General features: G+C 42.0%; 20 protein-coding genes and 1 riboswitch. Of the genes, 11 read left to right on the forward strand and 9 right to left on the reverse strand.

What is annotated here, in order from left to right:
- Window positions 1-112: 112 nt before the first annotated feature.
- The gene (locus SJ2017_RS00440; protein WP_065110285.1) at window positions 113-955 is read left to right on the forward strand and encodes a formate/nitrite transporter family protein; all 843 of its coding nucleotides are present in this window, start codon (window positions 113-115) and stop codon (window positions 953-955) included.
- Window positions 956-1,036: 81 nt separating this feature from the next.
- On the forward strand, window positions 1,037-2,758 hold the full coding sequence (locus SJ2017_RS00445; RefSeq protein WP_080914536.1) for a bifunctional protein-serine/threonine kinase/phosphatase: 1,722 nt from the start codon (window positions 1,037-1,039) through the stop codon (window positions 2,756-2,758).
- Between the two features lie 96 nt (window positions 2,759-2,854).
- Here SJ2017_RS00445 and cynS read toward each other — a convergent pair whose 3' ends face one another.
- Together cynS and SJ2017_RS00455 are read right to left on the reverse strand one after the other, a co-directional pair.
- Entirely contained in the window at window positions 2,855-3,295 is a 441-nt protein-coding gene (cynS, locus tag SJ2017_RS00450) for a cyanase (RefSeq protein ID WP_080914537.1), read from the reverse strand.
- Window positions 3,296-3,530: 235 nt separating this feature from the next.
- Window positions 3,531-4,049: an aldolase/citrate lyase/malate synthase family protein gene (locus SJ2017_RS00455; protein ID WP_080914538.1), complete on the reverse strand. Its 519-nt coding sequence runs from the start codon at window positions 4,047-4,049 to the stop codon at window positions 3,531-3,533.
- A 206-nt stretch (window positions 4,050-4,255) separates the two neighbouring features.
- Between SJ2017_RS00455 and SJ2017_RS00460 the strand changes: the two genes are divergently transcribed.
- The 3 genes from SJ2017_RS00460 (at window position 4,256) to SJ2017_RS00470 (ending at window position 8,442) form a co-directional block, all read left to right on the forward strand.
- A complete protein-coding gene (locus SJ2017_RS00460) occupies window positions 4,256-5,779 on the forward strand; it encodes a DUF3612 domain-containing protein (protein WP_055025857.1) in 1,524 nt (507 codons plus the stop codon).
- A 164-nt stretch (window positions 5,780-5,943) separates the two neighbouring features.
- Window positions 5,944-6,588 carry a YqiJ family protein gene (locus SJ2017_RS00465; RefSeq protein WP_080914539.1) on the forward strand — a complete coding sequence of 215 codons (645 nt, stop codon included), beginning with the start codon at window positions 5,944-5,946 and terminating at the stop codon, window positions 6,586-6,588.
- Window positions 6,589-6,690: 102 nt separating this feature from the next.
- Window positions 6,691-8,442 (forward strand): flotillin family protein, encoded by a 1,752-nt coding sequence (locus SJ2017_RS00470; protein ID WP_408005087.1) that lies wholly within the window; start codon window positions 6,691-6,693, stop codon window positions 8,440-8,442.
- Between the two features lie 159 nt (window positions 8,443-8,601).
- Here SJ2017_RS00470 and SJ2017_RS00475 read toward each other — a convergent pair whose 3' ends face one another.
- On the reverse strand, window positions 8,602-9,315 hold the full coding sequence (locus SJ2017_RS00475; protein WP_080914541.1) for a type 1 glutamine amidotransferase: 714 nt from the start codon (window positions 9,313-9,315) through the stop codon (window positions 8,602-8,604).
- Window positions 9,315-10,028 carry a hypothetical protein gene (locus SJ2017_RS00480; protein WP_156003096.1) on the reverse strand — a complete coding sequence of 238 codons (714 nt, stop codon included), beginning with the start codon at window positions 10,026-10,028 and terminating at the stop codon, window positions 9,315-9,317. The genes SJ2017_RS00475 and SJ2017_RS00480 overlap by 1 nt, the downstream gene beginning before the upstream one ends.
- A gap of 497 nt (window positions 10,029-10,525) precedes the next feature.
- On the opposite strand from SJ2017_RS00480, the gene SJ2017_RS00485 reads away from it, so the two are divergent.
- Window positions 10,526-12,445, forward strand: coding sequence for an alpha/beta hydrolase family protein (locus SJ2017_RS00485; protein WP_244899748.1), 1,920 nt, complete (start codon window positions 10,526-10,528; stop codon window positions 12,443-12,445).
- 470 nt (window positions 12,446-12,915) lie between these two features.
- On the forward strand, window positions 12,916-14,868 hold the full coding sequence (locus SJ2017_RS00490) for a BCCT family transporter (RefSeq protein WP_080914543.1): 1,953 nt from the start codon (window positions 12,916-12,918) through the stop codon (window positions 14,866-14,868).
- 116 nt (window positions 14,869-14,984) lie between these two features.
- On the opposite strand, the gene SJ2017_RS00495 is transcribed toward SJ2017_RS00490, so the two are convergent.
- The 4 genes from SJ2017_RS00495 to SJ2017_RS00510 all read right to left on the reverse strand — a co-directional run bounded on the left by SJ2017_RS00495 (window position 14,985) and on the right by SJ2017_RS00510 (window position 19,251).
- Complete coding sequence (locus tag SJ2017_RS00495) at window positions 14,985-15,905, reverse strand: helix-turn-helix transcriptional regulator (RefSeq protein WP_055025863.1); 921 nt, start codon at window positions 15,903-15,905, stop codon at window positions 14,985-14,987.
- 277 nt (window positions 15,906-16,182) lie between these two features.
- Window positions 16,183-17,538 carry a glutathione-disulfide reductase gene (gorA, locus tag SJ2017_RS00500; protein WP_080914544.1) on the reverse strand — a complete coding sequence of 452 codons (1,356 nt, stop codon included), beginning with the start codon at window positions 17,536-17,538 and terminating at the stop codon, window positions 16,183-16,185.
- A 273-nt stretch (window positions 17,539-17,811) separates the two neighbouring features.
- Entirely contained in the window at window positions 17,812-18,375 is a 564-nt protein-coding gene (locus SJ2017_RS00505) for a hypothetical protein (RefSeq protein WP_080914545.1), read from the reverse strand.
- Window positions 18,376-18,516: 141 nt separating this feature from the next.
- Window positions 18,517-19,251, reverse strand: coding sequence for a hypothetical protein (locus tag SJ2017_RS00510; protein ID WP_156003098.1), 735 nt, complete (start codon window positions 19,249-19,251; stop codon window positions 18,517-18,519).
- Between the two features lie 296 nt (window positions 19,252-19,547).
- Here SJ2017_RS00510 and prlC point away from each other — a divergent pair, with 296 nt between their 5' ends.
- Window positions 19,548-21,602 carry an oligopeptidase A gene (gene prlC, locus SJ2017_RS00515; protein WP_080914547.1) on the forward strand — a complete coding sequence of 685 codons (2,055 nt, stop codon included), beginning with the start codon at window positions 19,548-19,550 and terminating at the stop codon, window positions 21,600-21,602.
- Between the two features lie 196 nt (window positions 21,603-21,798).
- Window positions 21,799-22,470 (forward strand): flagellar brake protein, encoded by a 672-nt coding sequence (locus SJ2017_RS00520; protein ID WP_055026401.1) that lies wholly within the window; start codon window positions 21,799-21,801, stop codon window positions 22,468-22,470.
- Window positions 22,471-22,551: 81 nt separating this feature from the next.
- Here SJ2017_RS00520 and ribB read toward each other — a convergent pair whose 3' ends face one another.
- Window positions 22,552-23,208 carry a 3,4-dihydroxy-2-butanone-4-phosphate synthase gene (gene ribB / locus SJ2017_RS00525; protein ID WP_080914548.1) on the reverse strand — a complete coding sequence of 219 codons (657 nt, stop codon included), beginning with the start codon at window positions 23,206-23,208 and terminating at the stop codon, window positions 22,552-22,554.
- A 93-nt stretch (window positions 23,209-23,301) separates the two neighbouring features.
- A riboswitch (FMN riboswitch) is annotated at window positions 23,302-23,477 on the reverse strand.
- 239 nt (window positions 23,478-23,716) lie between these two features.
- Here ribB and SJ2017_RS00530 point away from each other — a divergent pair.
- Both SJ2017_RS00530 and SJ2017_RS00535 read left to right on the forward strand, forming a co-directional pair.
- Complete coding sequence (locus tag SJ2017_RS00530; RefSeq protein ID WP_080914549.1) at window positions 23,717-24,271, forward strand: thioesterase family protein; 555 nt, start codon at window positions 23,717-23,719, stop codon at window positions 24,269-24,271.
- A gap of 46 nt (window positions 24,272-24,317) precedes the next feature.
- Window positions 24,318-25,007 (forward strand): DNA-3-methyladenine glycosylase I, encoded by a 690-nt coding sequence (locus SJ2017_RS00535; RefSeq protein ID WP_055026397.1) that lies wholly within the window; start codon window positions 24,318-24,320, stop codon window positions 25,005-25,007.

The raw sequence follows: 25,007 nt of genomic DNA on the forward strand, positions 1-25,007 counted from the left end.
GCTAATTAGCTTATGGTACACCTTTATGTTAACAAGTTGTTTAATTTGACTTTTTTATAGTGGCATAGAACTCGCAAAACATGATCAGAATTAAATCTAGGAGTGTGAAGCTATGTCGTATATTGAACCAAAAGAGTTCGCAGCCAAAATGGTCGATGCTGGTGAACAAAAAATTTTCATGTCAACGAAAGATACATTTGTTCGTGCTTTTATGGCGGGGGCTATTTTAGGTCTAGCGGCATTTTTTGCCATTACAGTGATAGTTAAAACTGGCAGCTTATTAACGGGGTCACTTTTGTTCCCTGTTGGTTTTATCATGCTGTATTTAATGAAGTTTGATTTGTTAACCGGGGTATTTACCTTAGTGCCATTGGCGGTTTTGGATAAACGAAATGGCTGTACCGTCGACCAAATGCTGCGGAATTGGGGCCTAGTGTTTGTGGGTAACTTCGCTGGTGCCCTCACGGTTGCTTTCTTTGCATCGTTTATTTTGACCTATGGTTATAACACTGATGGTGGCGTACTCGCTGCGAAAGTGAGTAGCATCGGTGAGTCACGTACTCTGGGTTATCAAGAACATGGCTTTGCAGGTTGGATGACCATTTTTATTCGCGGCATGTTGTGTAACTGGATGGTATCGATGGGAGTCGTTGGTGCAATGATTTCTACTTCTGCAAGCGGCAAAATGATGGCAATGTGGATGCCAGTCATGCTGTTCTTCTTCATGGGTTTTGAGCATTCAATTGTCAATATGTTCTTGTTCCCATTCTCAATGATCATGGGCGGTGAATTTACGGTTATGGATTACCTCGTTTGGAATGAAATCCCTACTGCATTGGGTAATTTAGTGGGTGGATTTGCGCTTGTTGGGTTACCGCTGTATTTAACTCACGTGAAAGAAAGTCCAGTGCGTAAGCGCAAACAAGCAGAAGCTCGTCGTGAAAAGCTTGCTTAATATTGGACACTTAAGTGAGTTCTTACCGTCACACGATTACCTTAATGGCACTGTAATTGTTGTGGCGGCAAGGAAGCTTTAATGCAAAATTCGCTAAAACTCACCATTGCACAACAAAGCGTTTGTGGACTAAAACAAATCAATCAAGATTGCTGTGGCAGTATGCAACCAGATAATGCCCTGATACATAGTAAAGGCGCAGTGGTTGCGATTGCTGATGGTATTAGCTCTAGTGACGTCAGTGGTGTTGCCAGTGAAAGTGCGATAAGTAATTTTATCAGTGATTACTATGCAACTTCTGAAGCCTGGTCAGTTAAAAAGTCTGCGCTTAAAGTGCTGCAGGCACTTAATCATTGGCTATATGCCCAAAGCCAAAATGGCCCGCATCGTCATGACTTGAATAAAGGTTATGTCTGCACTTTTAGTGGGTTAGTATTTAAATCAAATACAGCACATATTTTTCATTGTGGTGATTCTCGCATCTACCAATTGAGCGGGAATAGTTTAGAGCAATTAACGGAAGATCATCGACGTTATGTCGACGATGAAGTCAGTTACCTTAATCAAGCTTTAGGCATTAACCCGTTACTCAATAGTGATTATCACTCCTGCTCGATTAACTTGGGCGATATTTTTGTATTGACCACCGATGGTGTGCACGAGTTTTTAACCACGAGAACCATTGCCAATGCCATTAATGATGCACTAGAGCAAAACAGAGATTTAACCAATGTGGCGCAAGAACTGGTTCAGCAAGCGCTTGATGCTGGTAGCGATGATAATTTGAGTATTCAAATTGTGCGGGTAGATTCTCTACCTGATCCAGACGTCAATGAGTTCAAACAGTTATTGAACCGACTCCCTTTACCGCCACCATTACATAGCGGCCAAGAATTCGAAGATGTGGTGATTCAACGTGAACTATATGTGAGTAGTCGCAGCCGAGTTTACCTAGCTCAAGATAAAGCCTCTGGTCAGCGTGTAGCAATTAAGGTTCCTTCTGATGAAATGCGCCAAAATGAAGACCACTTAGAAACCTTGTTAATGGAAGAATGGGTAGCGCAAAGGGTATCTAACACGCATTTATTAAAACCTGTTAAGTCGCGTGTTCCTAAGGGTTACCTTTACACGGCAACAGAGTATGTTGAAGGCTGCACGCTAGCCCAATGGATCCACGATCATGAACAGCCCGATTTAGATTCAGTGAGAACGATAGTGGTTCAAATCGCTCGAGGGTTACAAGCTATGCACAGACAAGAGATGGTGCACCAAGATTTACGCCCTGAAAACATCATGATCACCACTGAAAGTGTGGTCAAAATTATTGACTTCGGTGCGACAGCTGTTGCGGGAATCATTGAAACTCAAGGGATTGATGATCACATTTTGGGAACGGCCCAATACAGTGCTCCTGAATATTTTGTGGGCGAGCTTGGCGATGGTCGCAGTGATATTTTTTCTTTGGCGGTAATAACTTATCAAATGCTGACTGGTCAGCTGCCCTACGGGGTGGATGTTGCCAAGGCAACGACGTTAAAAGCGCAGCAAAGCTTACGCTATGTTCCTGCCCGAAGTAGAAATGCCGCAGTGCCTCAGTGGGTAGATTATGCCCTTGAAAAAGCCCTTGAAGTGTCCCCGTCGAAACGCACTGCTGAAGTATCGGAGTTTATTTATAACCTTAAACATCCTCACCCTAAATCAATACGTGAGCACACGCCTTATATTGATAAAGACCCCATTTTATTTTGGCAGCGTTTATCTTTCTTATTAGCTCTAGGGTTAGTGATAGCCTTATTTTATTAAGCACGACTTTAATGCTTGTCTGTATTAACGCAGCAGCAAGAGTACTGCGTTAATACAAACCCGATATTGAGCTTTTATCAGGCTACCAAGGATTAATTACCATGCTTTATAAGGTAAAAACTTACCGTTCATGGTAATCACGACCCTATCGCCCTTAGGATCAGTTTGTTTTGCAACATCCATTGAAAAATCAATGGCGCTCATTATGCCATCACCAAATTGTTCCTGAATGACTTCTTTTAATGTGTCGCCATATACACCAACCACCTCATAGAGGCGATAGACCAGTGGATCTTGTGGCACATCACGTTGCCATTGTTTGGTCGGGTAAGCCGTGAGCGCAGCTTGTGAACCTGCAGGAAGCTCAAGTAGCTGGCACAACTTATCAGCGACGTTCTCTGGCATGCTGTTCATGCCTAAACATGCTGAGGTGACCCAAACACAGCCCATTTCTAACTCATCTGCAATATTTTGCCAACTTAGTTGGCGGGCATGTTTCGCTAAAATAATCGCTTCAACCACTTGTTCTTTATTCATTATAAATTCCTATAGGCATGATAAACGTCTATAAGAACGCGCAAGAGTTAGACCACTATTAAATAATATATTAATCAATAAGTTAATTTTTTATAGGATAGGAGTACGGCTATTTTAGTGCATTATTAGCTAATTGTTGGTGCGACAGGAGAAGACGTTTTTATTCACTGACAAGAAGGCCGGCAATAATGCCGACCTTGAGAGTGCAATGTAATCTAGCGGCTTATTGCGCTGATTAACGTTGATGCATGGCGTATTCAGTGCCATCTTTTGCAGTAAATACTTTGCAGTTACTTTCAGTAGGTAGGCAGCGAGAATGCAGCATACTAACCCATTGTTTATATGGCGTTGGTAAGTTTTTAATTGGCAGCGCCACTTGAATATCTTCAATATGCGCAGGATCTTTCGAGCCTAACTCGCCATTTCTGTCAAAGCTGACTTCAACATGGGTATCGTTATTTTTAAGTACAATCGATGTTGGTTCGCTTTTATGACCTGTTAAAGCAACAAATTGACATGGGTTCTGTAAACCACATTGGCTGCCATCTTTCATAAAGGCTAGAAGATGAGTGTAGTAAATAACATAGCTACTCACATCGGCGTGTGAGCCTTCAGTAAGTGGGAAGTTGTCATCTAAAAATACCTTTGCATTGTTAATTTTGTCTGCGTTGGTACTGGTTGCCACAAATTGTTCCTCAATGAAGCTGTTAAGGTTGTGAGCGGCTGTGTTGGTGTGCATTGTTGTCATAGTCATAACCTTATCCTCTTCGCTTGGGTCATTACACGGGGCTAATTAAATATTCATATCATTAGGCCGTGCTTACATCTTTTGTTATCGATTGCCTTAGTCGCAATGGGAATCAAAATGATGAACACTGTTTCCCGATTGCTTAATTTGTAGTCTAGTGTATTTTTCACTACAATTTCACAATAAAAATTTTACAGTGTGAATTTTACAAAATGCGTAATGAACAAAGCTTGATGAGAAAGTCACATTTCCTGGGTACAAAGATTCGAAATCTGCGTAAACGTAATCATCTGACAATGGAAGACTTGTCAGCCAGATGTATACGTGTAGATTCGAGCTCTGCGCCTTCGGTGTCATATCTATCAATGATAGAACGAGGTAAAAGAGTGCCCAGTGCTGGTATGCTGGCGGTGATTGCTACTGTGTTCCAAAAAGATGTCGATTGGTTTTTAGATGACATGCCAGAAGAGCAATCAATCACCCCAGAAAAGGGACGCCGTGGCGGTATTAGCGGTATGCCACTCGAACCAAGCTTTTTATTTTCTAATGACATTTTACAAATCGCGATACCTGAAATGCTGTCACAAACGGGCACATCAGGTCGGCAGTTTGCTCAGTTATTAATTCGCGCACACCAAGAACACCATCAAAATCATTTCCCTGATTTAGAACGCGCCGCTGAAGAAATTGGCAGAAAACAGATGCCGCTAAGTGCTGATGAGATGCTTAGCATTGCTAAGAGTATGGGACTTAAAATCAAATGGATTGATGAAGTTCCGACTGAAGTGTTAGATGAAACTGGCGCTCGTTCTTCTCGGTTAACCACTTCTTTTTTTGAACCACCTGCGACAATTTTTATCAATAAAGCGCTCAAATCCAATGCGCCAAGGCTTAAATATGACTTGGCAGTGCACATTGGTCATTGCGTGCTCCACAATAAAGACGGCTTGAAAAGTGTCATGACATCGGGGCGTCGAGTTGAGGCGGATGATGATGCAACTGTGCAGTCAAACACACTTAATGCCCAAGATATCTTGCATGCATGGCGTGATTTTGAATCAAGCTTTTTTGCAGGGGCATTACTCTGCCCTAAAGTGCCATTCAGACAGCTATTAGATCGTCACGGCTACGAGATTGATATCCATAAACAGTTACAGGTGTCGGCGTCGGTTGCCATGCGCAGAATGACAGTTGTCTCTCCTTACCCTCATTGGCATTACTTTGATGCTTATGCACCAGGTAAGCTTAAAGCGGTCTATCGCGGTAATGGTATTCCACTGCCTTGGGGCAATATGCGCATAGTTGAAGACCCTTGCCACCATTGGGCTGTATTTAGGAAAATTAACGAGCCGACATCGGGAACATCTGCTCAAATTTCAATATTAAATGTAGGTAATGAGCCGCGAATTTACTGTTGTGAATCAATAAAAGTCGATGATTCAGCGGGTAATCCACATGTGTTATGTGCAGGGATAGATTTAAACCCCGCCATTGAAGCGCAAGGTAAAGATGCTGCAAAAATTACCGAAGATTTAAAGCAAACGTGTGTTGAAAACGGCGGCTTAGTCGCCATTCCAAAACACATCAAAGCAGATCTGGTTAGCGTGGCTAAAATCTTGAATATTAATTGGATTGAACGTGGTATAGAAAACGATGCCAGAGTGATTTGCTCTCGTGGCGCAGTATGCCCACGACAACCTAGCTGCTATGCCAGTGGTCAAGCACAGTGCGAATAAGTCGGTCATCACAAAGACTGATAATCTAATTCACTTCTAAGGAAGTTTTTGTTAAGGTGATGTTGTTTTTGACAGATATAATCTAATTATATTAATTGCTTATAAACTTGGCATAGGATGACTGCCAGGTTGAGTGATTAATCTAGCTGTAAAGGAATACAGTCATGCTCGATTTTTTACTCATAAACGCCAATACCCCATTTGCGATTGCGATGACGATGGTGTTGATGCTTGCACTGTTAGAAGGTGTTGGCTTAGTGATAGGCTTTAGCATTTCAAATCTGATAGACCACCTTTCTCCTGTTGAACTTGATGTCGATGCCGACCTTAATGTGGCTAATACTGGGCTGACCCCATTAGTTGGTTGGCTGTGCCTGAATAAGTTACCGTTATTAATCTGGCTAGTGTTATTGCTTACTTGCTTTGCACTCATTGGCTACAGTTTAAATTTTATTAGTTATCAATACGCTAGTAATTTACTTTCCCCAATGATTAGTGCTCCAATTGTATTTGTACTGAGTCTGCTCAGCACATCCATCATTGGTAGACCTTTGGCAAAAATCCTCCCCAAAAATGAATCCCATGCCGTTTCTAATACTAGTTTTAGTGGTTTATTGGCCAAGATTACCGTGGGCACTGCCAGAGTAAACAGTCCTGCAGAGGCGGTGCTGGTGGATCAACATGCGCAGAAACATTACGTGATGGTCGCGCCAGAGTTTGCAGAAGAAAGTTTTAACCAGCATGACCAAGTCGTGTTGCTGAATAGAAAAAATAATATTTGGATAGCAGCAAAACTCGATAGTATTTAGCCGTTTATTCATGAAACGAAGATTTTTATAGTAGTAATACAAGGAAAGAAAATGGAAGGGATTGAATTATCTGCAGGGTTAAATACCACCTTTATTTTAATAATGTCTGGCGTGGCAATGTTGGCGTTTATCACCATAGGGTTAATTTTTGCCAAACTCTATATTAGAGCCACTAAGGAAATTGCATTTGTCCGAACTGGTTTAGGTGGGGAGAAAGTCGTTAAAGATGGTGGCACAGTGTGTTTACCTGTGTTGCACGAAACTATTCCGGTCAATATGAACACATTACGCATCGAAGTTGAGAAAACACAAAAAGATGCGCTGATCACCAAAGATAGAATGCGTGTCGATGTTAAAGCGGATTTTTACCTTCGTGTGGCACCAAGCCAAGAAGGCATCTCGATGGCTGCGCAAACTTTGGGTACACGTACCATGCGCGTTGAAGAACTTAAAGTGTTAATGGAATCAAAATTTGTTGATGTACTTCGTGCTGTGGCTGCTGAAATGACCATGACTGAAATGCATGAGCAGCGTGCTGACTTTGTCCAAAAGGTTCAGCAAAATGTGGCCAATGATTTAGAGAAAAACGGGCTCGAACTTGAGTCTGTTTCATTAACTGGCTTTGACCAAACAGACCTACAATTTTTTAATGAAAATAACGCATTTGATGCTGAAGGTCGTGCACGTCTTGCAAAAATCATTGAAGAAAAACGTAAAGAAACCAATGATATTGAACAAGAAAACCGCGTTAAAATTGAGCGTCGGAATTTAGAGGCTGAGCGTCAATCTTTAGAGATTCAAAAAGAAGAGGAAGAAGCTCGTTTAAGCCAAGAGCAAATTTTGGCATTTAAACGTGCAGAGCAAAAAGCGGAAATTGCTAAAACGCGTGAAAATAAACAGCGAGAAGAGCGCGAAGCTGAGATTGCGAAAGAGCAAGCGATTGAAGCGGCAGAAATTGAAAAATCAAAAGACATTGAAACCCGTGAAATTGCTAAAAGAAAAGCCCTTGAGCAAGCTCGTATTCAACAGCAGCGTGATATTGAAGTCGCTGAACAAGATAAGCAGATTGCGGTAGCAGAAAAATCAGAAGAAGAGTCAGCTGCACGTGCTAAAGCCGCAGATGTTGAAAAGGGTAAAGTTGAAAAAGAAGAGGCCGTAATCACAGCCAAGCAAGTGGCAATGGCAAATCGTCAAAAAGAAATTGAAGTCATTGATGCGAAAAAAGAAGCAGAACGTGAAGCCGTTGGGATTACTGTGCAAGCCGCTGCAGATAAGCAAGCGGCTGAAGATAAGGCAACAGCCATATTAACTGAAGCTCGCGCTGATGCTGATGCTAAAAAGTTAAAAGCCGAAGCGGATGAAAAAGTCTTTGCAGTTGAAGCGGCAGGTAAACAAGCTTTGTATGAAGCAGAAAATACTCTGAAAGATGAGCAAATTCAGCTGCAAAAATCCTTGGCTGTACTGCAAGCGTTACCAGAAGTGGTTGCTAATGCAGTCAAACCACTAGAAAACATTGAAGGCATTAAGATCTTACAAGGTTACCACGGCGCTGGCGCTGCAACCGCAAATGGTAACCAAATCATGCAGGGACAATCTGGTGGCGTAGCCGAACAAATCACAGCGGCAGCATTAAACTATCGTGCGAATGCGCCAGTAGTCGATGCCATGTTACAGGAGCTGGGGTTAGTGAATGGCGACACTGGCACGTTAACCGATTTATTAAATGGCGAGAATAGTTTGACCGATCAAACCCGTGCAGCGATTAAACAAGCTAATATTCAAACGGCTATGCCATTGAATGGTGCCGAATCTGAGGTGGTAAATAATACTGTAGCTTCAAGTCCAGCTTCATAGCGCCACACATAACATAGGAGTGAAGTGATACTGTTAAGTTGATCATTGTTAGCTTGCAGCATTGAATTCATTGTTTGTATCGACAAGGCGGTAACAGTCAGTTACCGCCTTTTTCATTATCAGCTTATCGCTGTATTGTCCCGATTAGCGTTACTACCCTTAGTCATCGCTCGTTATTGCAGAACGAAACACAGTATCTAACAAGTTAAAAAACCAGTGTTGTAACTGTGTCTGTTCGTTCATACGTGATTTAGCATATAAATCTTCTGGGCACTGCTCACTAAATGCTTGTTGTAAATAAGCCAGTTGCACAGCGTCCCATTCGGGATGAAATTGAATGCCATATTGCTGTTGATGCCGAAACACCTGCTGAGGGCACAATGATGAGTAGGCTTTTATCTCAACCGATTTATGGGTTAGCGGAGCTAAGTGACTATCAAAGTTAAACCCAAAATAATGCCATTGAGGTACGGCTAAATTAATCAAATTTTTGTTCGCTAGACTTGCTGAGCTTACGTTGGCATTAACTCTGAGATCATACCAACCTAATTCAGCCTGTTTAAGTGGGTAAATTTTAGCACCTAATACCGATGCTAATAGTTGCGAGCCTAAACAAATACCGATTAGCGGTTTGTTGATTTCAATCGCCGAGTGAATCAAAGAGCGCTCTTTTTGCATCCATCTCGGGTTATCTTCTACATCCATAGGGCCGCCCAAAATGATGATGCCACCAAATTGGTTTAGATCGGGCAAGCAACCATCGGGCGCCATGAATCGGGTGATCTTATTTCCCGACAGTTTGCACCAGTCAGAAATGCGCCCTGGTCCTTCAGCCTGATGGTGCTGAATGATTGCCAGCGATAATGAACCCATTACTGTAACTCGCCAGTTTCTAGATAGATTTCAATGATGTGCTCGAGGGGAATTGATAGCTGATCCGCTAAATCCTTTGGACTAGGATGCAGTTTACCTTTGAGTGGCACGGTTATTTGAGTCGTTCTAATGAAATCATGTTGAATCACTCGCAGCAAGTGGTCTGCTTCAGGACGATTTTCAATGACCTTAACTAAGAATTGGTTTGAGCTATCTTCAGTTGGTGTAATGACTCGATATTGTGCATTTGGCGCCTTATCTTGCCCTGCCTTCATGCTTAATTCGGTGAACATAATGATGCGATCAATAATGAGTGATTGTTGAGAAAACTGGTTAATGCCTCCTCGCTCAAAGTGACCTTTTACAACATCAACTTGCAGTTGTTCGATTGGGTCGGTTGCCAGAGGGCTGAGACGCATTAAGTCAAAAGGCTTGGGTACAATAGTCCAAAGCTGCTCTGGTGCTGTCGCCATTGCTTCAAGCTGCTGCTTTATTGCATGATCAGTTTCAGGATCGGCAAAGTGAAATTGCATGACCATTTGTACATTGTGGGGATGGTGATACATAGGCAAATGTGAGGCAAATAAGCCATCTTTTCCGCCAAATAGAGTCATACCATGTAAGCCCATATGGCTTTCATTCGCTGAGGTTGTGGGGGATATGCAAAAAATAAGGCTGGTAACAATAACGCAAAAGTAATGAGAGATTCTCATATGGGCTCCTATCTGGAAGTTAGTCAGAAGGGGCCGTCCCCGGATGGAAGCCTGTTTACCAAATTCATCAATTCGATGTGATTGATTGTGGTGCTCAACAGGTTGAGGTCGTCCTCAGACACAATTTTACTACAAATTTTTAACGATGAACATTGCCACTCCCCCTCAATATTTGGACGTCACTTTTTGCATTCAGTGATTAACAGGGGAAATTCCGTCATGACTCAGCCAGTGTTATTAACTATTGAGTCAACCTAGCCTAGTGAGAGATGTTGTTTTGTCGGTTAAATATGCCAAATAGCAGCTAATCTATTGAATCAATGTGAGTATCGCTGCAAAATTAATTGAAACATGACTATCTATGTTTAGGAAGTATGATCCCAAGGAGTTAGGGAATATCGCATTACCTCAATGTTATTTCATCTACTTCTCGTGCCATATCGCTTCAAGGTTTTAAGGATAAAGCTGTCTCTATGAGATGGATTAAAGGAGTTTCCATGATGTACATCAAATTGATGATATGGGGAATGCTATTGTGCATTTCAAATATTTGTCTCGCCGCTTCTGTTGAAGATTATTCACGCCATAGTGATTACTATAATGTAAAAATATCCCCTGACGGCAAGCATTTAGCCGTTTTAATGAATGATGAAGGTCGAAAGAGACTTGCCTTTTTACGCACCGACAACTTTGAAGTTACTTTTGCGCTCAATTCCAGTGGCCGGGATCAACCTGCAGAATATTACTGGGTCAATAATGAACGTGTCATCGTTCAAGTGGTACAGAGCCGTGGCAGATTAGAATTACCGATTAATTTAGGTGAAATCTTTGCCGTTAATTATGACGGCAGTAAGCGTAAAATGATTTTCGGTATCCGATCTCAACCAGGTATTGTGCTGTCGGGATACGGTGGTTTTTTATTGGATAAACTTGAAGGTGATAACAAGCACGTCTTAATTACCAAACGTTTGCTAAGTCGAAATGGCGATGTGCTGCCTGAAGTGACTAGACTTAATGTCTATACAGGCAAGGAGCGTAAAGTTAAACGTGCGCCAATTTCTTACAGCCAGTTTTTAGTTGATAATGATAGTGTGCCTAGGTTTGTTGTGGGAGTAGATAAAAACCATGACACTAAAATGTACTATTCAGAGGGTAAAGGAGAAGATTGGCAAGTGTTTAATACAAAGTTTGACGGTGAGTTTACTCCGCTGACTTTTAGTAGTGATAATAAGTCAGTTTACGCATTAAAAACTGAAGAAAATAAACCGAAAGGCCTGTATCGCTACGATTTAGATACTCAAAAAGAAACGTTTTTGTACCGCAGTGATATTGCTGACCCTACCTATGCTATTAGCTCTGATTTAAACGAAGTGTATGGTTTGAGAGTAGATGAAGACTATTCTAGTTATATTTTTATTAAACCTGACACCCAAGAAGCCAAACTCCATAAAGCATTAATTCAAGCGTTCAATGGTGACAGTGTCGAAATTACCAGTAAAACAAAAGACGGTAAGCAAATGGTGGTGCGTGTTTCTAGTGACCGCAATCCCGGCTCATTTTATATATTCGATACAGACACAATGAGTGCACGTTATTTATTGTCGAGCAAACAATGGATTAAAAAAGAGCAGCAAGCTGAAACAGAACCTTTTCGAATTAAGTCTTCTGATGGTTTAGTGCTAAACGGTTACCTAACCCTTCCTATCGGTAAAAAACAAAATTTACCCACAGTGGTATTGCCTCATGGAGGCCCGCATCTTCGAGATTATTGGCGATTCGATCCCCAAGCTCAAATGCTCGCAAATGCCGGTTATGCTGTCATTAAAGTGAACTTTCGAGGCTCTGATGGTTACGGAAAACACTTTATGGAAGCTGGCTACGGCGAGTGGGGAACGGGTATTCAAGATGATATAACTCAGGCATTAAATTATGCGATTCAAACCGGTGTGACCGATAAAAATCGTGTATGCATCTTTGGTGCGAGTTTTGGTGGTTATAGCGCTTTACAAAGTGCAATTCGAGAGCCGGATATGTATCAGTGCGCAATTGGCTACGTAGGGGTTTATGACCTACCTATGATGTTTGATGAAGGGGATATTAAGACATTAAATTGGGGAGGGTCTTACCTGAATAAAACTCTCGGTACTAACCCTGCTGAACTTATTGCCCAGTCTCCAAGTCGTAATGTCGATAAACTTAACGCGCCAGTACTTATTATTCATGGTGAGGATGATCAACGTGCTCACTTTGAGCATGCGTTAGCACTTAAAGAGGCGTTAGATGAAAAAGGCCATCCCTATGAATGGTTAGTTAAAGATAAAGAAGGACACGGTTTTTATAATGAAGAAAATATTCTAGAGGCCAACAAAGCGATTTTAGCTTTCTTAGAAAAGCACATTGGTGATTCGGCAAAGTAATCCATAGCTGATAACACAATAAGCCCGTTAAGCCCCGCAATTTGTGGTGAGTTTATCGGGCTTTATTATTCTCAATATGTTGAGTTAATTGTGCTATTGATTAGTTAATCTATGACTCTCTTTACCTGCTAGATAACCAAATGCCAGCCAAAATCTTGTAGGTTTTTGTACAGGAAATAACCGTGCTAAATCAGCACATGGTTACCCTTAAATCTTGGTGAGATCTCGCTCACAATCTGAATCGATTGTTAATATAAGTTAGTCGACAGTTTACGTGATTAACATTATTTTAGCGTGCCTGTGTTGCCGTTAATGTCACAAACATTAAACGACCTGGCGTTTTATAGAAAACGGTTCACGCACAGTATTCCAACTCTTCAAACAGTAAACCAACCTGGCTGTCTCGCAGCACGGGGAAGCACTTGTGGTGTGGACTCTCTTAATCAGTTTTATTGTTTCGGACAAATAAAATGAACAAACACTTCGAGCTTATTGATAAACCGACTTTTTTCGGTGCGTTGATATTACTTTTTGCTGTGGTTATCCCTTTACTTATTTTCCCAGTTGAAGGGGCACAGTGGGTTGCTATCGCTAAAACATTTATGACAGATAAACTGGGCTTTGCTTATTTAGGTCTAGGTATTGCTGCTTTTTTCTTTATGATTTATATCGTTTTTTCAGATATAGGTCAGATTAAACTAGGGGATCCTGACGAGTCACCTGAGTTTGGGTTAGCCTCATGGGCAGCCATGCTGTTTTGTGGTGGTATTGGCGCAAGCATTTTGTATTGGGGCACCATTGAGTGGGCCTATTACTACCAGAGCCCACCTTTTCAATTAGCGGCGGGAAGTGAAGAGGCAATTCGCTGGGCTGCGACTTATGGCTTGTTCCACTGGGGACCTATCGCTTGGTGTATTTATATGATCCCAGCGATTCCAATTGCGTATTTTTTCTATGTGCGCAAGCAGCCAGTATTAAAGGTGTCAGCTGCACTAATGCCTGTGATTGGTGAAGCCAATAGCTTTGGTAAGCTTGGTAAAGTGATTGATGTATTGTTTATTTTTGGTTTATTAGGTGGTGCAGCGACAACATTAGGCTTAGCAGCGCCATTAATTAACGAAGGCATTAGTTATTTGTTTGGCATCCCTGCAACAACGGGTAGTCAAATTTGTGTGTTGATGTTGTGTACGGCTATTTTTGCCTATTCAGCTTATATGGGCATGGATAAAGGCATCAAAATTCTCAGTAATATTAACTTTTGGGGCGCATTAGGCTTGTTAGTCTTTGTATTGGTTTGTGGCCCAACAATTTTTATGCTGGAAACCGGTCTAGACTCCATTGGCCGAATGCTATCTAACTTTTTTGTTATGGCAACATGGGCTGAGCCGTTTGGTGGCCTTGGCACCTTTGAAGATACTCACTTCCCACAAGATTGGACAATTTTTTATTGGGCTTGGTGGCTAGTATTTGCGCCGAGTATGGGCTTGTTTATTGCCCGAATTTCTCGTGGCAGAACCATTAAGCAAATGATCACCGGAGCAGTCTTTTTTGGCTCTTTGGGTTGCTCAATGTACTTCATTATATTGGGTAACTATGGTTTGTCTTTGCAGTTATCTGGGCAACTTGATGTAGTCGCCCTGTTGAATAGCGAAGGGGCAACTAGGGCCATTTTCGCTATTTTAGAACAGCTGCCATTTAGCACTGTGGTCATCGCAGTCTTTACTTTGTTGTGCATCATTTTTACTGCGACAACGTTCGATTCGATTTCCTACATTTTAGCCTTAGTAGTACAAACCAATGTGACCGAAGATCCGATGCGTTGGAACCGATTATTTTGGGCGTTTACATTATCCTTTATGCCTTCTGCTTTGATGTTTATGGGGGGCTTAGCTACCTTGCAAACTGCCGCAATTGTTGGTGGTTTACCGCTCCTTGTTATTGCAGTGATGTTGATGATTTCAGGTGTTAAAGCCGCGTCATTGGATTTAAGCCATCAAGATGACTATGTCGACCCTGTGATTAATATTTCTGATTTACCCGATGTTGATCCTTGGAGCAAAGAAGGCCAAGCCTTAGCGCGCTTTGAATTGTTACGTGACAATGCTATTGATGCTGCCAATGCCGAACGAGCAGCCAATGAGGCAATATGGTTGCTGAAAAAGCAGTTACGTCGAGAAGCATTATCACGTGGTGAGTCGAGTGTAGAGTTAGGGAATGCACCCGATGATATTATCGAGCAGCTACAACAATTAACCGCTGACGCGGCAAAAGCTAAAGAGTCTAAACTTGCAGCTTCAACACTGGCGCAAGAAGCCAGAACATCATTTAATGATTTGATGCGCAGCAAAGAAGAACAAGAGTTGCAATTCGAACAAGAGGAAGTGAAGTTAGCGATTCAAGCTAGGTTAAACTCATCTAATTAAGGATAAGTAACGACTAATAAGATGGCGAACACTGGATGAGTTAGCCATCTCTTTTTAGTTTTGCTGTTTGCGTTGTGCATTGAATTAGTAGAAGTCTTACATAGCCAAGCAGCAAGTTACTCTTGGCCGTTCCACAATAATTTGCCTGTATTGGTGAGGTCGTATCCGCCTAACGTGGCAGCTAGTCTGATGGATTCAGGTTGTTGCAGTAAATCTAGCAACTGCTGCAATTGGCGTCTAAAGTAAATGCCCTGTGGCATCACTAAATCAAAGGATTCCGTTAAAATCGGTACAAAGCTTAATCCGCTTTCAAGCGCTACAGATTGGCAACCAAAACCGATATCTGCATTATGTCGTGCTATATAACCTGCTAATTCCCGTTCGCTTTGCGCCACCAAGGTAGAGTTAAGGTATTTGAAGTTAAAACCTTGTTTTAACAACCATTGCTCTAGGTGTTGTTGGCTACCAGAGCCTGCTTGACGAGCGACCCAACGCCATGATTTAAATGAGGTATTGGTGGCAGAGTTTGCTAAGGCTTCGTATTGCTCAAACGTCTCTGAGCGCATCATTAACCCTTGTTTGCGGTTATAGCCATGCACCAACAACCATTGTTTATGATTTGGGTAACTGGTTAATAATTCATGATAACTCAGGCTATCGTCTTCAAGGCTTCCCCAATGCAATGCACAGATATCAGCATACCCTTGAGATAATACATCTAATCCTAAGCCTGAACCTGTTGAACTATAGCTAATGAGTTCAGTGGTACCTACCTGTGACATGGTTTTAGCAACCAACATAGACAGTAGTGGATCGTCGCTGCCCGTGATGTGCATTCGATCAGATAGCATTCCGCTATGACAAGATTCCATCAGCCACCGATCTACCAGTATTTTGGGAAATAGCCATTTCCCCGTAGCTTTTGTGGCAGGCAAAATACGCTCATTGGCCATTGAGCTGACCGAGTCTTCATCGAGCGACAAGTACTCTGCAACCTGAGTTAAACTCATGTAGGTCAATTCGTTAGCTTGGGTCATGCAATATCCTTAAAGAGCGTATTTCTGTTTAAACAATATGTGTTAAACGTATTTGTCGATTATAAAAAATGTGCGGCCAAATAGCACTGCTTGTATATCAAGAACCGTGAATAGATATCGTGAATAGTGACTTTGTCTATAAAACTGCGGTTTGAGTCACAACGGCTTAGCTTTTTTAGGTAAAGCAATTCAGTGAGTTCTGTGGAAAGTAGGCACAAAAAAGGCGAGAAATTATTCTCGCCTTTTGATGAGTTGAATCCGTCAAATGATTCAGTGCTTAGCGCATAGTGACAAACTCTTCTGCGCCAGTTGGGTGAATCGCAACAACTGCATCAAAGTCTGCTTTTGTCGCGCCCATTTTCATGGCAACACCAAAGCCTTGGAGGATTTCATCCATACCAAAACCAATGCCGTGAATACCAACAACCACTTCATTTTCACCTGCGCAAATCAGCTTCATTTTACACGCTTGTCGGTGAGCTGTAATAGCGGTGTACATTGAAGTAAAACCAGAGGTATACACTTTAATGTTGTCTTCGCCGAATTGTTCAACTGCTTCTGGTTCAGTTAATCCCATAGTACCAATTGGTGGGTGACTGAATACGACCGTTGGGATCACGCTGTAATCCATTTTTGCATTTGGCATGTTGCCAAATAGACGTTCTGATAATAAGCGACCCGCTTTAACGGCAACTGGTGTTAATTCAACACCGCCTTCCATGATGTCACCGACACAATAAATACCTTTTGCTGTCGTATTTTGTTGCTCGTCAGTGACCACGTAGCCTTTGTCATTCAGTTTCACATCAGTGTTTTCAAGGCCAATGTTTCCTGTAGAAGGAGAGCGCCCAATAGCCCAAATTAAGCTATCAACAGTGATGCTTTCACCATTTTCAAGTTCAAGGGTTAGGCTGTCATCTGCATTTTTAACCACAGCTTTTGGAATGCTGTGCGTGTGCAGGGTTGGGCCATCTGTCGCCATCGCTTCTACAAGCGTGTCGGTCAAAATAGGATCAAAATTACGTAGTGGGGCATGTTTACGTACTAATAAATGCGTTTCGCTACCGAGTGCATGTAATACGCCAGCAAGCTCAACGGCAATGTAGCCTGCACCCACAACAGCAACACGTTTAGGTTGCTCACGTAATGCAAAGAAGCCATCTGAATCAATACCGTATTCAGCGCCAGGAATATTTGGAATAGTCGGCGCACCACCAGTGGCGATAAGGATATGATCAGCCGTGTAATGCTCGCCATTGACTTCAATGGTATTACCGTCAACAAACTTACCGTAACCGTTCAATAGGGTGACATTATTACTGGCAAATCCGCGGCCATATGCCTCATGAATACGGCCAATATAGGCTTCACGGTTATCGACTAACGTATTCCAATTAAAGTCGTTCACTGTAACGTCAAAACCGTAATCTTTGGCGTATAAATGCATGGATTCAGCAACATGAGCGCCATACCACATGACTTTTTTCGGTACACAACCCACGTTGACGCATGTTCCGCCAACATGTTTTGCTTCAATAACCAAAACTTTTGCGCCACGCATTGCCGCGCGATTACCTGAAGCGATACCACCACTACCTGCGCCAAGGCAGATATAGTCATAATGTTGAGCCATGTTAACCCTCTCTATTATTGATACTTGAATCAGATTGCTAATACGGCAACCTGACTTTTATTAAGCGTTTATGTGAGTTTGACAATTTTTATTGCAGCCATTGTAGGGGGGAATGTCATCACAAGCTAGTTTCTAAGACCGTAAAGTCGGCTAATTTATTGCAGTGAAAAGCTGACACTGTACCTTCAAACGCTCAATCAATGGTGCTTAAACTTGAGAAAGTAACGCATTATTAATTCAAGTACGCTCACTCAGTATGACCAAGTACTAGGTTTATCGGCGATATTGACATTCAGCCTGTTGGCCTTGAGTAGGGCCTGAACCTTGGCAGTCCATACATTGCCACTCATCTTGTCGATGGGATAATTCTGTTTGCAAATAGCTGGCATCTTTATTGTGCTTGAGTTGTGTTGATAATTGTTTGATGCGACTAGCCAACCAGCGGCAGCTCGGATCGTTGGCAACCACCATCTTGGGAGAAACCTTGGCGGCAGAGGCATCGCGCATTGAGACTGGGTTTGATGACACTTGTATGGTGTCCGCTCTATCTAACTGCATTTCATCTGCAGCATATTCAAGCGCACTTTGTGACTGTGGTATGGCGATGGGTTGACCTTGGCTGTCTAGCACGCTGCCAATGGGAAGCGCATTTGTGGGGTTTTGTTGATTGATATTTTTTGATTGACGCAGCTGGGTTAAATCACTTGCTTGCGTTTGAAGACTAAACAATAGCAATACAGTGATAATAAAAGAGGTAACCAGTAAATGAATATGATGGGAAAATTGGCGGATAAACCAATAGCATAATAGGCGATATGATCCCTGAGTGTGTTTCATCAGCATTCCTTTGCTTTAGTTAAACGAGTACCACATCATGTGGTATGACTCACTTAGCTTAGAAGGGAATAGGGGGATTTGCCAAACACAGAGATGTTTTAGTCTGAGCTAAGTGTCAGGCACTTTAGGTATTACTGATAATTAAAAGCGCCAAGTTAAGTAAATGCCGCCAAAGCTTTCGTCTAAACTCCCTGTATAACCTTCGGCTTTGGCCTCTTGTTTAATATCATCCATGGCGATGACATGGCTGAATTGAGCACTAAGAGCAAGGTTATCTGAAATTTCATAATTGGCTTCAATTCCCATTTGGAAATGGTTTGCCCCATTATGCTCTTCAGTTGCATATTGAAAATCAAATCCTTGGGTAATATATGGCGTAACAGTAAATCGCTCACTGAGTTGCCAAGGGCTATGGAGGCTCACTTCAACAAAGTAGCCGCCAGCTTGCGTTGAATAGGTATAAGCAACAGAAGGGACTAACCATTCAACGGCGGTATAAGTCATCTCAGCAAACAACTCGTTGTCGTTAGCGCGTTCATCGCCGTAAAACTCAAGACGTTGATAACCTATAATGGTTTCTAGATTGTCATGGAGGTGAAGTTCATACTCAAGCCCCCAATTATATTCAATGTAATGCGTTGAATCGCCTCTGATTACAGCTGCATATGCTGTTAAATCACCTGTTGATACTGCAGCAGCACCAGAATATATGCCACCACTTTCTAGGTTGTTGCGCCCTTCTGAGATGTATTTTGAATCCCAACCTAAAGCAACACCAAAACTGAGGTCTTCGGCATGGGCATGAGACGATGTTGTTAGGCATGTGGATATCAGGCTTAGTGTTGTCACTAATAAAGGGGATAATTTAGTTCGCATTTCGACAACCTTTCTCAAAATCATATATTCAATAAAGGAGAATACCTGAAAAACATTTTTTGGAAATGATAACGAGTTAGATTTGCGATCGAGTTGTCAATATCTTCAGTGTAAAGTTTGCGTAAAAAAATCTGGGTGTTCACTCACGTTTTTTAAGCTTATTTTAATATACGTGTTTAGTGTATAGACAATACCAAATCGGTGAGCTCAAAACTGCTATAGACTTGAATTTACAGCTTGTTGCCCTTATTAATGGATAAAGGCCACAATTACCCTATTTCCCCGAGGAATCACCTATGAGCAATACATTGCTAGATAATCCTTTACTCGAGCAGAGCGAGCTTCCGCAGTTTTCGAAAATTAAAGCGGAGCACATTCAACCAGCTGTAGAACATGCTATTGCTCAATGTCGCAGTAAAATTGATGAAGTCTTAGCTGAAAACAGCACATATTCATGGGAAAACTTAATTGAGCCATTAGAAGAAGTGGACGATCAGCTCAGTAAAATTTGGTCGCCTGTATCACACATGAATTCTGTGACCAGCACTGATGAATGGCGTGAAGCTCATGATGCTTGTCTGCCGTTATTATCTGAATACGGTACGTTTGTTGGCCAGCACCAAGGCTTGTATCAAGCCTACAAATCCATTCAAGAGTCGGCGGCGTTTGATACGTTGTCTACGGCACAAAAAACATTACTAACTCAAAGCCTTCGTGACTTTGAGTTGTCGGGCATTGGACTCGATGAACAGCAAAAAATCCGATATGGCGAAATTGTAAAACGCCTTTCTGAACTGACTAGCAGTTTTTCTAATCAGTTATTAGATGCCACACAAGCGTGGACTAAATTGATTACTGATGAAACTGAGCTAGCAGGCTTACCAGACTCTGCGATTGCTGCGGCCAAGGCGATGGCTGAAGCGCAAGAAAAACAAGGTTGGTTATTTACGCTAGATTTCCCATCTTACTTACCCGTGATGACCTACAGTGAAAACCGTGAACTGCGTGAAGAGTGCTACCGTGCATTTGTCACTCGAGCGTCAGATCAAGGCCCGAATGCTGGCGAGTTTGATAACAGTGCCAACATGGACGAAATCCTAGCGCTGCGTCATGAGCTTGCTAACCTATTGGGTTTTGATAGCTATGCTGATAAATCATTAGCAACTAAGATGGCGAATGATCCTAGCCAAGTATTATCGTTTTTAAATGAATTAGCCTTGCGTTCAAAAGAGCAAGGTAAAGCCGAGCTAGCAGAGCTTAAAGCCTTTGCTAAAGCAGAGTTTGGCGTGACAGAGATGGCGTCGTGGGACTTGAGTTTTTATGCTGAAAAGCTACAACAGCATAAGTATGAAGTGTCACAAGAGTTATTACGTCCATACTTCCCAGAAGACAAGGTCTTATCAGGTTTGTTCTACACTGTGTCACGCTTATTTGGTTTAACCATTGAAGAGCAACATGGTTTTGATAAGTGGCATGATGATGTGCGTTTCTTCCATATTTACGATGCGGATAACGTGCATCGTGGTAGCTTCTACTTAGATTTATATGCACGCAGCGGTAAACGAGGTGGGGCATGGATGGATGATTGCCGTGGCCGCCGTGTAACAAGCAATGGTCTGCAAAAGCCAGTTGCCTATTTAACCTGTAACTTCAATGGTCCAGTTGATGGCAAACCAGCGCTCTTTACTCATGATGAAGTGACAACCCTATTCCATGAGTTTGGCCATGGTATTCATCACATGTTGACTAAAATTGAAGTCGGTGGTGTTGCTGGGATTAACGGTGTGCCTTGGGATGCCGTAGAGTTACCAAGTCAATTTATGGAAAACTGGTGCTGGCAAGAAGAGGCATTAGCTGAGATCTCGGGTCATTTTGAAACGGGTGAGCCTTTGCCTAAAGCCTTATTAGACAAGATGCTAGCGGCTAAGAATTTCCAGTCAGGCATGATGATGCTTCGTCAGTTAGAGTTTTCGTTGTTTGATTTTAGAATGCATCATGAGTTTGATGCTGAGAAAGGCGCTGATATTCAAGGTATCTTAGATGAAGTTCGTAGCCAAGTTGCTGTGAATGTACCGCCTGCTTTTAACCGTTTCCAACATGGTTTTGCACACATTTTTGCTGGTGGCTATGCAGCTGGTTACTACAGCTATAAATGGGCAGAAGTGTTATCAGCAGATGCATTTTCTCGTTTCGAAGATGAAGGGATCTTTAACCCAGAAACAGGCAAAAGCTTCCTTAACAACATCCTTGAAATGGGGGGCAGTGAAGAGCCTATGACCTTATTTGTGCGCTTTATGGGGCGTGAGCCAAATACTGATGCGCTATTACGTCATTCAGGCATTAATGCGTAACCTTGTGAGAAATAAACAAGCATACTGTTATAAGTGATTGTTTAGGCACTGCAAAAATTAAATGATAAAAGGCACCTCAAGGGTGCCTTTTTTGTCTTTATGCTACTTAGGTCAATTAATTTTGCTGATGAACTTATTAATTCAGTAAAGTTACATTACTATGTTATCGATAGCATAAATTGAACGGACTCGTACTTTGACAGAGCAAGCATCTCCAGAAGAGCCAGTATTCTTCACCTTAACTCCGGGCAGAACCGTAGATTTACAAATTGATTTCCCAGTCAAATTCAGAATTAAAGCTACTTTGGTAGGCTATGAAATGGGTAAATATATCATTTTAAAACATCCTGCTCCGCAGCAAATGAACAATTATAAAGATGTGTTCGTTGAAGGTAATGGTGTGGTTGTTCGTTACTTGCTAGAAGGTCAGCAAGGCGAATGTTATGCATTTAAATCGATTATTCGCAATATCACTAAAATTCCAGAAAAGTTTATTTTTCTGTCGTATCCTAAGCAGATAGAAAACCGTCAGTTACGCACCCATCAACGTTATACCACCCATTTGCCAGCAATGATTCAAGCCAAAGGTGAAAACGACACCGCTCATGGTTCTCAGCTAAGAGGTATTATTTCTGATATTTCTATAAAAGGCTGCGGTTTCGTCTTTAAAGCTGACAACCCTAAAGTGAAAGTGAGCCAAAAAGACATCACAGTTACCATTCGTAATACCAATAACGAAGATATTTATATTTCTGCCAAGGTGTGCAATAGCCGGTTTGAGCATGGCAAAGTGAATGTTGGTATTCAGTTTGAAAATGATGATGAGCAAGTCAAAACATTACTGACTCAGCTATATATTGATTTGTAATGCAGGGTTGAACTCAGATTTAGATTATAAAAAAGCGACTGATAACAGTCGCTTTTTTGTCGATATACTATTGATATAAGTTTACGCCAGTTTCAACTCATATTGCTGACGATACATCACCATATCTTCAATCGTCAGTACTGGCATATTATGCTTAAGGCCGAAGGCGACTATTTCAGGGGCTTTTGCCATAGTGCCATCTTCGTTAGTGACTTCGCATAGTACGCCAGCTGGTTGTAGCCCTGCCATTTGCATTAAATCTACCGTACCTTCAGTGTGACCGCGACGTGACATAACGCCGCCAGCACGTGCACGAAGTGGGAACACATGTCCTGGGCGAGCCAAATCAGATGCTTTAGCGTCAACTGCCGTGGCAGTTTTAACTGTTGTCACGCGGTCTTGAGCTGAAACGCCCGTGGTCACGCCTTCTTTAGCTTCAATGGATACGGTAAAAGCCGTTTGATTAGCGCTATTGTTATCCGCCACCATTGGCGGCAGTTCTAGCTTGTTGGCTTGCTCATCAGTTAAACATAAACACACAATGCCGCTGCATTCACGGATCATTAATGCCATTTGTTGACTGGTGAGGTGCTCTGCTGAATAAATAATATCGCCTTCATTTTCGCGATCTTCATCATCTAGCAATAATACGCCGTTACCTTCTCGTAAAGCAGATAAGGCTTTTTCGACACGTTCGATAGGATCGCCAAATGGCGAAAGTAGTGATAGCTGATTCATGGTTAACTCCTAAAAAATACCAGAATCAGGGCTTTAAAGAGGGTTTTTACGCCAACCGAAATACACCAGCAAGCACAATGCTCACTGGCGTATTTCTATTCTCTCTCATCCGGACTATAACCGTCGGCTCTGGAATCGTAGACATTACATCTACATCACCAAATCTGCTGACCTCGACGAATCGAGCGCTCGCGGGCTTAGTTAAGTTTACATTAGGGTAAGTTAACATCACCGCCGGTGGGGAATTTCGCCCCGCCCTGAGAATTAAAATAATCTGCTTAACACCCTATGTGCTAAACAGCGCCGTCATGGTAAGCCAAAAGTTTGGATTTAAAAAGTGATAAGGCACTCAGAGTTCATAAATATTTTTATCATTAAGGTGGCTGAACTTTGGCGGAGACATTTTCGTATAAGTTGTTCTATTTAATCATTTGTTAATTTAGTGAGTGGACTTGATAGCTGGTATGACCTCTGTTAGCCTGATGCGTTCATAAGGAGTAAGCAGTATATGAATTTATATTTTCGTCTCATTTGGTTGATGTTGTGGCGTAATCGCCAAGCTAAAAAAATTGGTTTTTTAGATACCAGCCGTATTAGTTACCGTGCATTGCCGCTAGATTGCGACATCAATATGCATTTAACCAATTCTCGTTATCCTGCGTTTATGGATCTTGCTCGTACTCATATGATTGCAGAAATGGGCCTAATGCAGAAATTTCTGAAGCTGAAATGGCTGCCTATTGTGAATGCATCAGAGTTTACTTTTTTCCGTGATATCAAACCGATGGAAAAATTTGAAATCGAAACTCGCATTGTTGGATGGGATGAGAAATATTTTTATATTGAACAACGCTTTGTGACCGCGAGAGGCTTACATTGCATCATGCATGTACGTGGCGTGTTTATTTGTAAGGGTAAACAAGTTCCGATTACTGATTTAGTTGCTACAGCGGGCTATGAAGGGCCGACACCCGCTATGCCTCCGGAGCTGGTTAAGTGGAAAGAATTTTTACAAGTTAAGAAAGACCAAAACCTTGCTCCTAAATTGAGTTTAGCTTCGTAAACGTTATTATATCCAAAGATAATAATGTATTGAGTAGGTAACCTAAGTGGCCACATTAGAGAAGTTTAGCGATATTTTTGACCGCGCAGCCGAACGTAAAGGTGGTGCTAAAGCGCTAGGCTTATTAATGCCGCAAACATTAGATGCTGATGAGATTGGGCAATTTACCGATGCCCAATTGTTATCTGCAATGAGCAAGCAAGTGTTTCAAAGTGGCTTTGTTTGGCGAGTGGTTGAGAATAAATGGCCTGCTTATGAAGAAGCCTTCTTTAACTTTGAGCCTTTTAAAGTGTTAATGTTGTCTCCTGATCAAATTCAAGAGCGTGCCACAGATGCCACGCTTATCCGTCATCAAAAGAAAACCCAATCCATTGTTGATAATGCTTATATGGTGCAGCAATTGGCAGCAGAGCATGGCAGCTTCGCTGAGTTTATTGCTAACTGGCCAGAAGATGACATTACTGGGCTTTGGCAAGTACTGAAGAAAAAAGGCAGTCGCTTGGGTGGTAATACTGGGCCTTATTTTTTGCGCACGGTTGGTAAAGATACCTTTTTATTGACCAACGATGTGCAATCTTATCTAAAAGCCAATAAGGTCGTTGATGCAGGTTTTACCTCGCAAACTGCGCTAAGACAGGCGCAAGCTGCGTTTAACCATTGGCAACAAGAGTCTGGCTTAAGCCAAGCTCAAATCAGCCGTATTATTTCATTAGGAGTGGGTGACAATCGCGTCTAA

The organism is Shewanella japonica, from assembly GCF_002075795.1.
Lineage (GTDB): Bacteria > Pseudomonadota > Gammaproteobacteria > Enterobacterales > Shewanellaceae > Shewanella > Shewanella japonica.